The organism is uncultured Nostoc sp. (genome assembly GCF_964247315.1).
Classification (GTDB): Bacteria; Cyanobacteriota; Cyanobacteriia; order Cyanobacteriales; family Nostocaceae; genus Nostoc.
Map to the genome: position 1 here is coordinate 1 of NZ_CAXTTT010000074.1, position 13,543 is coordinate 13,543.

The 13,543-nt window shown below is 39.1% G+C and carries 12 protein-coding genes; 8 read left to right on the top strand and 4 right to left on the bottom strand.

From position 1 onward, the window contains the following. Positions 1-358: 358 nt before the first annotated feature. A complete protein-coding gene (locus ACFE93_RS21160) occupies positions 359-724 on the top strand; it encodes a VOC family protein (protein WP_375475926.1) in 366 nt (121 codons plus the stop codon). 23 nt (positions 725-747) lie between these two features. Here the strand turns inward: ACFE93_RS21160 and ACFE93_RS21165 are convergent, their stop codons facing one another. Both ACFE93_RS21165 and murG read right to left on the bottom strand, forming a co-directional pair. After that, positions 748-2,094, bottom strand: a complete 1,347-nt coding sequence (locus ACFE93_RS21165) for a hypothetical protein (RefSeq protein WP_375475928.1) — start codon at positions 2,092-2,094, stop codon at positions 748-750. A 60-nt stretch (positions 2,095-2,154) separates the two neighbouring features. After that, the gene (murG, locus tag ACFE93_RS21170) at positions 2,155-3,228 is read right to left on the bottom strand and encodes an undecaprenyldiphospho-muramoylpentapeptide beta-N-acetylglucosaminyltransferase (protein WP_375475930.1); all 1,074 of its coding nucleotides are present in this window, start codon (positions 3,226-3,228) and stop codon (positions 2,155-2,157) included. An 84-nt stretch (positions 3,229-3,312) separates the two neighbouring features. Between murG and ACFE93_RS21175 the strand changes: the two genes are divergently transcribed. The 5 genes from ACFE93_RS21175 to ACFE93_RS21195 all read left to right on the top strand — a co-directional run bounded on the left by ACFE93_RS21175 (position 3,313) and on the right by ACFE93_RS21195 (position 10,463). Beyond that, on the top strand, positions 3,313-4,152 hold the full coding sequence (locus tag ACFE93_RS21175; protein ID WP_375475932.1) for a nuclear transport factor 2 family protein: 840 nt from the start codon (positions 3,313-3,315) through the stop codon (positions 4,150-4,152). A 125-nt stretch (positions 4,153-4,277) separates the two neighbouring features. Continuing rightward, positions 4,278-5,051 carry an SDR family oxidoreductase gene (locus ACFE93_RS21180; RefSeq protein ID WP_375475933.1) on the top strand — a complete coding sequence of 258 codons (774 nt, stop codon included), beginning with the start codon at positions 4,278-4,280 and terminating at the stop codon, positions 5,049-5,051. A gap of 249 nt (positions 5,052-5,300) precedes the next feature. Then, positions 5,301-5,771 (top strand): N-glycosidase, encoded by a 471-nt coding sequence (locus ACFE93_RS21185; protein WP_375475935.1) that lies wholly within the window; start codon positions 5,301-5,303, stop codon positions 5,769-5,771. Positions 5,772-6,320: 549 nt separating this feature from the next. Further along, on the top strand, positions 6,321-9,062 hold the full coding sequence (locus ACFE93_RS21190) for a GAF domain-containing protein (RefSeq protein ID WP_375475937.1): 2,742 nt from the start codon (positions 6,321-6,323) through the stop codon (positions 9,060-9,062). A gap of 630 nt (positions 9,063-9,692) precedes the next feature. Beyond that, on the top strand, positions 9,693-10,463 hold the full coding sequence (locus tag ACFE93_RS21195) for a hypothetical protein (protein ID WP_375475939.1): 771 nt from the start codon (positions 9,693-9,695) through the stop codon (positions 10,461-10,463). Positions 10,464-10,675: 212 nt separating this feature from the next. Here the strand turns inward: ACFE93_RS21195 and ACFE93_RS21200 are convergent, their stop codons facing one another. Further along, positions 10,676-10,864: a hypothetical protein gene (locus tag ACFE93_RS21200; RefSeq protein ID WP_375475941.1), complete on the bottom strand. Its 189-nt coding sequence runs from the start codon at positions 10,862-10,864 to the stop codon at positions 10,676-10,678. A 127-nt stretch (positions 10,865-10,991) separates the two neighbouring features. On the opposite strand from ACFE93_RS21200, the gene ACFE93_RS21205 reads away from it, so the two are divergent. After that, positions 10,992-11,369, top strand: coding sequence for a hypothetical protein (locus ACFE93_RS21205; protein WP_375475943.1), 378 nt, complete (start codon positions 10,992-10,994; stop codon positions 11,367-11,369). A gap of 174 nt (positions 11,370-11,543) precedes the next feature. Here ACFE93_RS21205 and ACFE93_RS21210 read toward each other — a convergent pair whose 3' ends face one another. Continuing rightward, positions 11,544-12,398, bottom strand: a complete 855-nt coding sequence (locus ACFE93_RS21210) for a phosphate/phosphite/phosphonate ABC transporter substrate-binding protein (RefSeq protein WP_375475945.1) — start codon at positions 12,396-12,398, stop codon at positions 11,544-11,546. A 181-nt stretch (positions 12,399-12,579) separates the two neighbouring features. Between ACFE93_RS21210 and ACFE93_RS21215 the strand changes: the two genes are divergently transcribed. Further along, a complete protein-coding gene (locus tag ACFE93_RS21215) occupies positions 12,580-13,494 on the top strand; it encodes a DUF3365 domain-containing protein (RefSeq protein ID WP_375475947.1) in 915 nt (304 codons plus the stop codon). Positions 13,495-13,543: the final 49 nt, after the last annotated feature.

Consider the following 13,543-nt stretch of genomic DNA (forward strand, 5'->3'; position numbering starts at 1 on the left):
AATCGATCCCATACGTTGGCGCTTTCGCGACGTTGTAAGGTTGTTGTCATGGTTTGATGATTGCGGTTATTTATGAATCAAGCGGTTTTGTTTTCGCCTGTGAAACTACTTTACAATGCTTTACAATTTTTAATCAAGTTTTATTACTTCAGTAAACCTGATGTAAGCCATTAGTTTTGCTTATATAAGGTTGTATCTTAGTGTTTGCAGGTGTTCCAAATACAGCGAACACAGAATTTCGATATATTTACTCTGGTGTTAGCGCTGAAAAGATAAAATAGAAAGGAACATTGTTGTTATCGACTCTAAATAGAGGGTTGATATGGATTACTACCAAAATTAGGAGGGGAGGTGTGACATGACAATTACTCTAAATCACACCATAGTGCCCGTATATGACAAAGAGGCATCGGCGCGGTTCTTTGCAAAAATTTTTGGTTTAGAGGTCGAGCTTCCCATTGGTCACTTTGCTGCTGTGCATATAAATGATGCACTAACGCTCGACTTCGCTAACGCTGAAAAATTCGAGTCCCACCATTATGCGTTCCATGTCAGTGACGAGGAATTTGATGCAATTTTTGCACGTCTCAAAGAGGCGGGTATTGAATATAGTAGCGACCCCATGTGTCAGAATAAAGGACAAGTTAACCACTGGAATAAAGGTCGTGGCTTCTATTTCTACGACCTTGATGGCCATAACTTAGAATTGTTAACCCGTGCATAGCTTTTTGACATCAGGTCAATGCATTACTTCTTGACTAAAAAATATGCTGTAGCATAGTCTGGTAATTGGCTGATATTCTGCCCAAATTCTTTTTTATTCTGAAAAATACCTGCCAGAAAATCGAGCTGATAAAGATTGGGTAAAAATGCTCCGCCTGTATCGGCGATGACTCCCATTTGCAGATGTTTACGACCACCTTGATTATGCTCAATTACAATAACTTTACCTAAACCGATATTCAAAACATCTCCAGCAAAAGTCACTCCAGGTTTGATAGAAATTTTTGCATCTATTTTGTATCCATAGCCTTTAATAGCATCGACTTCTCTAAAATACCAATAACGCTTTTGTGCTGTTGCCTTTAATCCACGGATATAAGCCATTCCATTATTTCTATCTACATTAAAAAATGCCTTATAACCATCTGTAAAATTAATCAGGATTGTTCCTTCCATAATTGCTTCTTCTAAGCCATTTCTGGTTAGATAAGCAAGAGTTGTAACTTTGCCAAATTCTCTACCACCTGGTTCATAAATACCAGACAAAACATCTTGCTTTGTGTATCGAGTATAAAACTTATCGTTATTAGAGTTATCTTTTAAACTATAAATTGGTATATTAAAAGTAGAGGTTTTCTTGCGGGAACCGGGGTGAGTAAATACAGCATATTTGGTAATTCGTAATTGTTTTTGCTGTTTACTTTTGGGGTTGTAGGCAGACCATTTAAGGACTCGAAAATTGGTATTAATAAAGTTAGAGTCTTGTAAACGAGTAGCCCGATTATTAGCAATATCCTCCTTCAAAACAGCAATCATAAAATCCAAAGTCTTAAGGACATCTGGTACAGTAACTCCTTGAGTAGCAAGCACTCCTATACGCATAATATCTGGGTCTTTTGAAGCATAATCTTGAAAATATTTTCTAGTATTAACGAGAACGGTTAATAAATCTTTTTGATTGAAGTTAACCTTACTATTTGGTAGTTTTCCTGAAGTAGCAATCTGGCTGCTATTAATGCTAAATTTGTATTTTTTGAATTCATCGACAACTGAATAGGGTGCAGATGCTGCTAATAGATTATGCTGAGATAAAAAAGAGTTTTGTTTGCCTAAAATTTTCTCAGATAATTGTTGATTTACAAAAGTTTTTTGAAACCTTAAGTTAATTGGATCGGTAACTTTATTTGCAGTAAAGGGAATCTTTGATTGAAGTAGGAAAAAATTTTCTTGCTGATTATTAAAAGGCGGATATTGTTCGGCTAGGTGTTTAGTTTGTGGCTGATTATATATATGACAACTGGCTAAACTAACAAGTAATAAACCAGCACAACCTATTGTGAGACGAAATTTTTGGTTAAATAAAATATTCATAAATTGGAAAATAAATTCCTATTGTCTCTTACTATTTTCAATGCGTAAATTTTAAATCGTTTAAGTTTCTATCACCTCACGCACTAACTGCGCCAGTTTTTCGGCACTATCAGGAACTGCGATCGCCTTTGCTTTTTCCCCCATTTTTGCTAACTCTTGCGGTGACTGCAATAAATTCAACACATTACTTTGCAACGCTTCAGTCGTCAACTCAGATTGCTTCAACGTTAACGCTGCACCCGCTTTTGTAAATACGTCTGCATTGTAAGATTGATGGTCTTCTGCGGCAAAGGGGTAAGGAATCAAAATCGCTGGCATTCCACATACTGCCAATTCTGTCAAGCTACCTGCGCCAGAACGGCTAATAGCAAGAGTTGCTCGTTGCAACAATGCTGCCATATTGTTGTAAAAAGGTAAGGCTATATACTGTGGATGTTTGAGACTATCTGCTTCCGGATCGCGATCGCCAGTTAAGTGTACTACATAAATACCAACATCAAACCAAGCTTTTGCAGATTCGCGCACCAACTTATTTATTGCAACTGCACCCTGGCTACCTCCAAAAACAACAATTAAAGGAACACCATCAGGAATAGCTAAATCCAGTGGTGCATTAATTGTCCCATCAAGAAATTGCGCTCTTACGGGAGTACCAACACAGACATTTTTGGCACGAGGTAAATACTTAGCAGCTACTTCAAATCCCAAGGCTACCGCACTACACCAAGGGCCAAAAAAGCGAGTTACTTTACCAGGTAAGGCGTTAGATTCGTGGAAAATCACGGGTAAACCGAGAGAACGCGCCGCAATGACGGCTGGCCCAGCAATGTAACCCCCTGTGGTAAACACCCCTTGAAAATTTCCCTGTTTGAGAATTCGTCTAACTTTTAGAATCGAAAGGGCGAGTTTACCCAAAATGCGAATCGAGGAAAGTCCAAACCCTTGCTGAAACCCTTCAACTGCAATAGTATTCAAGGGATACTGTTTGGGGACAAGTTGAGTTTCTAGCCGATCGGGTACTCCCAGCCATTCTATTTGATAATCTGGAAGTTTTTCTGCCAGGGCGATCGCTGGAAACAAATGTCCACCAGTCCCACTGGCAGCTATTAATAATCGTATCGGTGCGTTTGCCATCAAACCTCTACCGTTTAGCGTCTAGCTTAACTAAGATAAAACAATTTGCTTACTTTCTCTAATCAAATCAGTAAACTCTTACCCATGACTAACATTATTACCGCCTTAGTGAGACGCCAATTCAAATTTCCAGCAAATATCTGGCTAGTTTCGGTCTTACTGACCATTGGTTTAACAAGTGGTTGGCAACGTACTCAGGCGACGACACCACAGCAATTATCTCAAGCCACAACATCCCAAAATGCACCAGCCAATCTGAGAAATCTATTGACACAAGTTGATACCGCCGCCAGCCGAGGCGATGTCAAAGGGGTGTTGCAATTCTATAGTCCCAATTTCACTCATGGCGATGGATTAAACCTCCAAACCCTGGAAAGGTCTTTAACTTCACTTTGGCAACGATATCCGAAATTGCAATACAGCACGAAACTGCTATCCTCAAAATCTGAAGCTAATGGGATTATTGCTGAAACAGAAACAAAGATAACTGGCTTACCCTCTGGGAACGGTAATAAGTTAGCTCTCAATGCGACGATTAAATCGCGTCAGCGCATTGAAGGTGGAAAAATAGTCCGCCAAGATATTTTGTCAGAACGCACCCTGCTTACTTCTGGTAGCAATCCGCCCCAAATTGATATTAAATTACCCCAGCAAGTGCAAGTCGGTCAGAAGTATAATTTTGATGCGATCGTTCAACAGCCACTTGGTGATGATTTTCTACTAGGAACGGCGTTAGAAGAATCTATCCAACCAGATAAATTTCTTAACCCTACACCCGTTGATTTGGAATTACTGACATCTGGCGGATTGTTTAAAGTAGGACAAGCACCATCTACCCCAGGTAGCCAATGGGTTTCTGCTGTCATCCTGCGAGGTAATGGAATGACAATGGTAACTCAGCGCTTGCAGGTGGTGAAGAAGTAGTTAGGAGTTAGGAGGTAGGAGTTAGGAGTTAGGAGTTATAGACCGACTGATGATAAATTATGAACGATGAAACTTGTGCTAATTCATAATTCATAACTGTTAACTCCTCACTCCTAACTATCCTAATGACTTCCCTACAAAATCAAATCATTTTGATTACTGGTGCAAGTAGTGGTATTGGTACTGCTTGTGCAAAAATCTTTGCTGGTGCAGGTGCAAAACTGATTTTAGCAGCACGAAGGTTAGAACGTTTGCAGCAACTAGCAGATACTCTTAGTAAAGATTTTAGTACTGAAATTCATTTATTACAGCTAGATGTGCGCGATCGCAATGCTGTTGAATCTGCCATTGCTACTCTACCCTCTGCGTGGTCTGACATCGACATTCTCATTAATAATGCTGGTTTGAGTCGTGGTTTAGACAAGTTGCACGAAGCCAACTTTCAAGACTGGGAAGACATGATTGATACTAATGTTAAGGGTTTACTTTATGTCTCCCGCTATGTTATTCCAGGAATGGTAAGTCGCGATCGCGGTCATGTGGTAAATTTAGGTTCCATCGCCGGACATCAAACCTATCCTGCTGGCAATGTTTACTGTGCTACTAAAGCTGCTGTCAGAGCCATTTCTGAAGGTTTAAAACAAGACTTGTTGGGTACGCGGGTACGTGTAACTTCCGTCGATCCTGGTATGGTAGAAACGGAATTTAGCGAGGTACGCTTTCACGGAAATACTGAACGCGCTAACAAAGTCTATCAGGGAGTTACACCCCTAACAGCAGATGATGTGGCTGATGTGATATTTTTCTGTGTGACGCGATCGCCCCATGTCAATATTAATGAAGTTGTGCTAATGCCTGTTGACCAAGCTAGCGCCACCCTAGTTAATCGACGAACATAAAACTAACCCATCTCATACCATTCTAAAAGAACTTACCCCTTTCACTTACTCTACTCAAGAGACATTTGGTAGAAAAAATGTAGAGATGTAGCAGTGCTACGTCTCTATAAGGATTCTGGATAATGCATATTTAATTTCACCAGATATCTAAAGTTTTATAGTTTATGTTTTAGTTTACGTCTAGAGAGTTTGTTAAGGCTTTACCTACTCAGCTAGAGTGAAATTGATATATAAAAGAGCAATTTTCAAATGACCATTTACTTTTATAAGGTTTGGCAGCCTTATGGCTGTTTTTCTAACTTTTCTCTCCACGGAATCCACATTGAGGGTGCTTACTGGCCAACGGTTGAGCATTATTATCAAGCGCAAAAGTTTGTCGGCAGCACAGATGCGGCAATTATACCTATCATCCATGCTGCCGCCACCCCAGAAGAAGCTGCCACTTTGGGAAGATGTAGTACTCGCCAACTCCGACGAGACTGGGATTTGGTCAAAACTCAAATTATGCGAGAAGCTGTACTCAAAAAGTTTCTCACTCATGCCGATATTAGAGAAGTTCTCCTCAAGACAGGTGATGAGATTTTGGTTGAAAACTCCCCAACCGATTCTTTTTGGGGCTGTGGTGCTAATAAAAGCGGTCAAAACCATCTCGGTAAAACTCTCATGAGTGTGCGTGAAGAAATTCGCAATTTACTATCTTTAACAGTAATTTACGAATAATTTAATCAAAATAGTTACATTCAACATAAAGTCAGCAATTAAACGGGGAATAGTAAAATTCCCCAGACAAAAATATTAAAAAAATTACTAATAATTTAGTTATTGCTTTTAAAAAGTTTTAATTAATTGAATTAATGGACAAAAATGTTAAAAAAATATTTTTAATTTCAAGAAATTATTCCAACTCTAAATTAAGTAAAATTACTGGAATAGTTTAATGATTGAGAATATAAAATTAGTAAATGTCAATGATTAAAAATTTCTTAACTTTAGACTTCAGATGAGATTTTGAAAGTACTTAATGATACAGCGGTTTGATATATCCCTAAATCCACTTTATAAGGGCTACAGGGAACAAGCAAAATATCTGTTACTTTTCAAACATCCTCGAATCCACTTCCAAAAATATTTGTAATACATATATGCCATTAGCAATGCATTAGTAGCAAGAATTTATTGAAATAGGATGAAAATCGAAGCATTGTAAGTTGACAATTCCTACCAGTGACAATCGTATAAAATTATATCCTTTGATAATATATATAAGTAATGATACGTAGGCATAAACCAAACCAGTTGCAGGAAACCTTCAATCGAGAAAGTTTACTGCACCGGATGACAAAGCAGATCAGGCGATCGCTCGACCTTCAAGAGATATTAACGACTACTGTTAGCGAAGTGCGTTTATTTTTGCGTGCAGATCGGGTAAAAGTGTATCGCTTTGATGCTGATGGTAGTGGTGAAGTCATTGCAGAATCTATTCATGAGCAACGTCTGCCATCCTTATTGGGTCAACGCTTCCCAGCTGATGATATTCCAGAAGGCGCCAGAGAGATGTTTTTGTTAGCGGGGCAACGTTCGATTGTCGATGTCGCAAATGAGAAGATCGGGCTATCGCCTCTACAGTCAAAAGAAACTGGCAAACGTCTAGAAACTAATATCTACTATCGCCAAGTAGACCAGTGCCATATTCAATACCTAAAAGCAATGGGCGTGCAGTCTTCGTTGATAGTACCAATTTTAGATTGCGACCCACAAGAACCATCGGCAAAGCCTAAATTGTGGGGATTGTTGGTAGCTCACCACAGTGAACCGCAAAAAATTTTGAAGCGGCAACTAAAAGTATTGCAGCAAGTTGCTGACCAGGTAGCGATCGCGATCGCTCAAAGTAATCTACTCGCTGAAGCCCAAGCCAAGCAAAAGCGAGAAGCTACTATTAATCGAGTCACCACACTATTGCATAAACTGCCGACAATCCAATTACAAGGAGCGCTAGAAGAAGTTATTACTGCCTTCTGTGGAATAGGTGGCAGGCTTTACATTGCAGAGACTCAAGAACTATACACCTGGGGCGACCAACCGACACTCTCCTACGAGTTAGATAACAGTATTATCGAACAGCATCCCATCTGGCAAAACTGGATGGCTGAGTTTCAACAAGGCATTATTTGGGCAACCACTGACCTCTATAAAGAACCACGTTTGCGAGTTTTGGCTTTAGCATTCCGTTCTACTCAAATTCGCGGACTAATGGTGATTCCGCTACATTACCGCGAAAAATTTATCGGTGTATTAAGTATTTTCCGCTCGGAATTTGAAACAGAAATCTTGTGGGCGGGACGATGCGAACAAAATCGGCGACAACTTTTACCCCAGCTTTCTTTTGAGGTTTGGCGAGAGCAGAAAAAAGGGCAAGCACCTGAGTGGAAGTTGGAAGACATCTTTTTGGCACAAGCCTTATACGATCATTTTTCAATGGCAATTCAGCAGCAGCAAATGTATAAACAGGTACAATCCTTGAATGCCAATCTAGAACTGCGGGTGCGAGAGCAAACTGCTGAACTCGAAAAATCATTAATGTTTACCAAAGTAATTAAGCAAGTTACAGAGCATATTCGCCGCACATTGGACTTGCAAGCAACCCTGCAATCCATCGTTCGGGAAGTCCGTCCTCTGCTAAATTCAGACCGAGTGTTGATTTTCTATCTAAAGACTCAATCGGTGATTGTAGAAGAGATTAATGGCAATTGGCAGTCAGTTTTGGGAGTGAATCCACCACCGGAATGCTTTCCTGATGAGTATACCCGTCTATACTGTCAGGGTAGGGTACGAGCAATTAATAACCTTTCAACAACTTCTTTAAGTGATTGTCATCGAGAGTTTTTGCAAAGTCTGCAAGTGCAAGCAAACTTAATAGTTCCGATTAATATGGGTATGGAACTATGGGGCTTACTAATTGCCCATGAGTGTGAGGCTCCTAGAAATTGGCAGGATACAGAAATTGATTTATTGCAGCAAGTAGCAGATCAGGCTGCGATCGCTATTCAACAAGCACAACTCTACGAACAAACCTCTGAGGCCGAAACTGAAGCCAGAAATCAAGCTGTTCAGTTAGAGCAGACCCTACATGAACTCCAAGAAACACAGACAAGATTGATTCAGACCGAAAAAATGTCCGGCTTAGGACAGTTGGTGGCGGGTGTTGCCCACGAAATCAACAACCCTGTTAACTTTATTTACGGTAATCTCTGCCACGCCAATGATTACACTGAACAACTGCTAGAAATTTTACGTCTCTACCAGCTACACTATCCCCATCCCCATAGGGAAATTAAAGCCGCGATTGAAGCGATGGATTTTGAATTTTTGGTAGAAGACCTCCCAAAAATCATGACCTCAATGCAAGTAGGAACCGAGCGCATCCGCTCAATAGTGCTATCGTTACGCAATTTTTCTCGCTTGGATGAGGCTGAAAACAAGCGTGTTGACCTGCATGAAGGCATTGATAACACCTTGTTAATTTTACAACATCGGCTGAAAGGAAATGTTGAATTACCACGCATTGAGATAATTAAAGATTATGGCAACATTCCACTGGTAGAATGCTATGCCGGCCAAATGAATCAAGTTTTTATGAATATTTTCAGCAATGCCATAGATGCTCTGGAAGTAGGGAGTCGGGAGTGGCAAAATCAGGGTGACAAGGAGAATAACTCATGCCCAATTCCAACTATCCAGATTTCCACTAAAGTCTCAGCAGACAACTCTCGTCTGTTAATTCGTATTACTGACAACGGGCCTGGAATGAATGAAGATGTGAAAAAGCGAATTTTTGACCCGTTTTACACTACCAAGCCTGTAGGCAAGGGGACAGGATTGGGACTAGCAATCAGCTATCAGATTATTGTCGAAAAACATGGGGGAATAATGGAGTGTATTTCAGAATCTGGCAAAGGTACAGAGTTCTGGATTGAGATTCCCATCAAGCCTCCAGGCAAAATAGTTAACTAGCAATAGAGAATAAGGGATGAGGGCGCAACAGGCGAAGAATCACTATTGGTTATTGACCAATGCTCAATTGTTAGTTTCAAAACTTAAAAATTGACTCAGTAATTTTTAAATTCATCCAAAAGGTCGATGATAATTTTCTTAACAATAGACTAAACAAAATATCTCTCAGTTATCCAGGGTGTGCAATATATTGAATTTGATTAAAAATCATTTAAAAGTAAAGTTTAGTTGCAAAACAAATTCCTCCCATCCACAAATGATAATCTGATAGTTGAAGCTAGAAAACAAGCTTTCTTGGCAGATATAACAGCTGCATTTGAAATGTTAGTAAGAGGTATAAGACGCTGTTTAACTTACATCTGTCTCGTCAAAATACAGCAACACCCAACGCGAAAACTGCTATTTCCTCAAATATGGAAGATTAGGGGGCACTGTCGCTGATTTTCATTACTTGTTTACAAAAGCAATGAAAGTTAGTACATCCCTGGCTAGGATAAACAAAAAGAGGAGATAGTTCAGCGAGTAGAGGTTTGGGTGTTGTTGTGTTTAAAGAGAAGTCTAAAATAGGGCCTCCTCTGGGTGTAAGATTATACGAAGTTGAATAACGAGAAACAGTTGAAATAGCGCCTTATGTCAATAATTGCGCTCAGAGCGTGGTATCTACAGGATTATGAGCCGATTCCAGAACTGGAAAAACGTTCGCCAGACATTCGTTTAAGCAAAAAAAGCCTGCTGAAATCAGCATTGCGAGCAGACTTTTTGGAAGACAGTGATGAAGTTAAGACATCAACTTGGTTTGGGCGCTATTTGGAAGGGGAAAATATTGAATTTTATATTGAAGGTAGTGGTGGCTATTGTGTCTCTAACATTGACTTAATTAGTCATGAAATTTATTTCACCAAGCAGGCGGTGTTGGCTCAGTTAGAACCAACGATTTTTTTATCCTATCAAACTGAGTATGTCGCAGCGACAAATATTCTCAAAGAAGAACTGCGAAAAAGTTTGGACAATTTAAACTTGCGATCGCGTCTTCCCCTAACATTAGTAGAATCCTCTCGTCCTAGCGGTGCTACTTTCCGAATTAACCGCACAATCATGCGGAAAATCCGTAAGAGTTTGTTATTTATAGCTGACACCACAACTATTGCTAGTATTGATGGTAAAGAAACCTCCCAATTAATTCCCAGTCCGAATGTCTGTATTGAGATTGGCTATGCCATTCAAAGTAAGCGGTCTGAACAGATTCTACTAGCGCAAATGCAACGCCCAGATTTTGAAGGTGAATTTCCCTTCGACTTACCGACACAGCAAATTTTGCAATTCCAAGACACTACAGAACTGAATAAAATCCTGACAGAGACGATTAAAAACCAGCTAGCACGATTCAAATTATTTTTTTGAGCAAGATAATAGAGGATAATACTTACTTACCAAAAATCAAACTATACCACTCCTAAAATATTCGTGAGAGTCTCCTCATTGACGCTCTGAAACTGTAAACTCTATTTTTAGATTTGCTACTCAGAGCTTTTTTCTCTAACCATATCTAATTTTTCTTAAAATAAAAGCTCCCTGCTAAGTAGGGAGCTTTTTATGTTTAGAGTTTTTTGGAATTATTTCTTTTTATCCTTATCTAGTTTTTCTTGGATAGCTTGGCGACAAAATTCTGGTGGATCTTCTTGTGCCTTCACGTCTTCCTTCATCTTTTCAGTAGCACGAAAACTAATAGTAGCTGTCATGGGTTCCTCACCTTTTGGTTGTGCTGGCTCAAAATTCTGTGGGTTCCCTTTAGGATTAGGCATTGTTGAGAGATGTAAACAAGACTTGATACTAATGTTTGCGAGGGAATAGAGTTTTAAATCGGTGAGCATATTGTCTGGAAAACTTGTAGCTCACCGATACCACTTTTACAAGAGGTAACTCTATTTTATGTTTACGCGTTCCGAGTTAGAAATCAAAACCATCAAAGAACTCAGTGAGCTATGTTTACGCTACGGCATCAAACCAACTGGGAATAAAGGGTACAAGACCTCATGGATTACATCCTTGATGGTATTCTCTCAAATGGCGTTATCCCAGTTTGAGGTAGGTAAAGGGTTAAAACCTCCTACTTTTGCTTTTATGCAAGCCCTAAGTAACACTATAGATGAGATGAATGCTCCTACAAATGAGCAAGCAGCGCTTATCAAAATCACGATGGAAGGGAGAATCATGAATTACCCAGATAGGTACATTCAAGAAAAACTGCTAGCTTTGTATAAAGCAAAAATGTATCTAGAGTTAGCACTTGGATTATTGAGTAAATAAGTTAATTCTTTAATCAGTACTGCAAGATCCTTTAAAGGGTCTTTTTTTTGTGAATACCTTAAGAAGTATTATTTAATACAAATTAATTATGCTTAAATGCTGAAAGTAGGGTATTTGAGCATTAGATGAGCATTTTAGAGAGAGAAAAGGCTGAAAGTATTATTATTGCTTTGACTAAAATAAACGAACAGGTTTATTTTGCAGCTTGGAACTAATTGAGCTTAACCGATCGACCACAGAAATCATGTATTTGTAATCTGGTACTTGTCCATTGGGTACGTATCCCACTTCTTGAGCTAAACCAGAAGGTGAATCACTCATCACTTTGCGGATAAACTCTTGACGGTTACGTTCTATATTCGGCCCAATCAAGACCACACCTAATGGTACATAATGAGGGTCTTTAAATAATATGCGAAATTCAGTTGGGGCCAACTGTGAGCTGTAGAGACTTAATTCCGCCTCCGAGACGGCACAGGCGATCGCTTTTTCTTGAGCCACCAATTCTAGCGCGGCTTTAGGTGTGGGTGCAAATAGTATGTCAGCTAGTGTTGTACCATAAAGATTGTAAAGAGGAAAATAATATCCTGTTGCTGAACCTAGCTGTCCTAAAGCCACTGTTTTACCTTGTAGCTGTTTCAAGTCGATTATCGGATTATCTTTGCGAACAACAAAGATGGAACGCAAATTACTAATACCTATTAAAGGAAATAGGGGAACATATTGGTAGCGTGCGATCGCAATAGCCGCTAAACCAGGTGGAGCAAATACCAATGACCAAGCACGAGCCTCAAGACGCTCAACCGCTCTATTTTCATTAAAAACAGGCTCTAGCTGAATATATGAGTTCGTTTTTTCGCCTAAATAACTATTAAATTTAGCATATTGATTAATAATCTGTTCGCCTCCACCATAGTTGATCGCACCAATAGTTAATGTGCCCTCAAACTCCTTTCGTGGTTGGCAGGCAGCAAATGTCAAACCTAGCAGATTAAACAGAAAGAAACGACGGGGAAATCGCAAAAACATCACTAATTATGGTTAAGAAAATAACTTGGCTTTCAGGACTAATTTAGATAAGTTTGACTGCTGCCTAAGTAGGTTATATTAGAGCAAAAAATTAATATTTATTTAAATATTGTTGAGATGCTTTCTAACAGGTATAAATAAATATTAGACAAACTCAGATATCACCTTCCTTAGTTAGGTTATGTTGAACAACATTACGTTAAAAAACTTAAAAATAGGTGCTAAATTTAACTTACTTTTAATATTAGTTTTCATAGTCGGTATTTTAGGAAGTGGCGTTGCCTTATCCAGTGTACTTCAAGGGAGAGCGCAAAATGAAGTGGCTTCTCAAGCACAGATTCTCATCCAAATGGTGAACGCAGTTAGAGACTATACACAAAATCGTATAGATCCTCTATTAGAACCTAGACTAGACACTAACCCAACGTTCATGCCTGAAGTAGTACCAACTTTTTCCTCTAAAGAGGTTTTTGAGAATTTTCGTAAAAAGCCTGAATATAAAAACTTTTTTCATAAGGATGCAACACTTAATCCAACCAATTTAGCGGATAAAGCTGATAATTTTGAAGCTCCACTTGTAGAGCGTTTTCGCAACGACTCCAAAATTCTAGAAATTACAGGGTTTCGTAACTTGTCAGAAGGTGAAGTATTTTACATCGCGCAACCACTAAAGATTACACAAGCGAAATGCTTGCGATGTCATTCTACACCAGATCAAGCTCCTAAGAGTCAGTTGGCAACTTATGGCTCGGAAAATGGTTTTGGCTGGCAACTTAATCAGATTGTTTCTGCCCAAATAATCTCTGTTCCTTCTCAAGAGATTTTTGCCAGTGCCAAACGGACTTGGACATTGATAATGGGACTTTTAATTACGATCTTTGCGATCGTAGTTTTCTTAATTAACTTCTTAATTAAAAAATATGTGATTCAGCGGATCAGAAAAATAGAAAAAATAGCTCAAAAAGTTAGCGTTGGTGATATGAGCGCTGATTTTGAAGAAAGCTCTAATGATGAAATTGGCGGGTTAGCAGAAGCATTTAATCGGATGAAAGCTAGCTTAAAAATAGCTCTGGAGATGCTGAATAATCAAAACTGACACTATTTTATATTTGGTATTAAGTTAATTAGACCTAATCCTGTAAGTG

Bases quoted from the DNA above. Each gene is read 5' to 3' on its own strand.
- ACFE93_RS21215 (WP_375475947.1), top strand. From the start codon at position 12,580: ATGTTGAACAACATTACGTTAAAAAACTTAAAAATAGGTGCTAAATTT.
- ACFE93_RS21185 (WP_375475935.1), top strand. From the start codon at position 5,301: ATGACCATTTACTTTTATAAGGTTTGGCAGCCTTATGGCTGTTTTTCT.
- ACFE93_RS21210 (WP_375475945.1), bottom strand. From the start codon at position 12,398: ATGTTTTTGCGATTTCCCCGTCGTTTCTTTCTGTTTAATCTGCTAGGT.
- ACFE93_RS21195 (WP_375475939.1), top strand. From the start codon at position 9,693: ATGTCAATAATTGCGCTCAGAGCGTGGTATCTACAGGATTATGAGCCG.
- ACFE93_RS21160 (WP_375475926.1), top strand. From the start codon at position 359: ATGACAATTACTCTAAATCACACCATAGTGCCCGTATATGACAAAGAG.
- ACFE93_RS21165 (WP_375475928.1), bottom strand. From the start codon at position 2,094: ATGAATATTTTATTTAACCAAAAATTTCGTCTCACAATAGGTTGTGCT.
- ACFE93_RS21205 (WP_375475943.1), top strand. From the start codon at position 10,992: ATGTTTACGCGTTCCGAGTTAGAAATCAAAACCATCAAAGAACTCAGT.
- ACFE93_RS21190 (WP_375475937.1), top strand. From the start codon at position 6,321: ATGATACGTAGGCATAAACCAAACCAGTTGCAGGAAACCTTCAATCGA.
- murG (WP_375475930.1), bottom strand. From the start codon at position 3,228: ATGGCAAACGCACCGATACGATTATTAATAGCTGCCAGTGGGACTGGT.
- ACFE93_RS21200 (WP_375475941.1), bottom strand. From the start codon at position 10,864: ATGCCTAATCCTAAAGGGAACCCACAGAATTTTGAGCCAGCACAACCA.
- ACFE93_RS21180 (WP_375475933.1), top strand. From the start codon at position 4,278: ATGACTTCCCTACAAAATCAAATCATTTTGATTACTGGTGCAAGTAGT.
- ACFE93_RS21175 (WP_375475932.1), top strand. From the start codon at position 3,313: ATGACTAACATTATTACCGCCTTAGTGAGACGCCAATTCAAATTTCCA.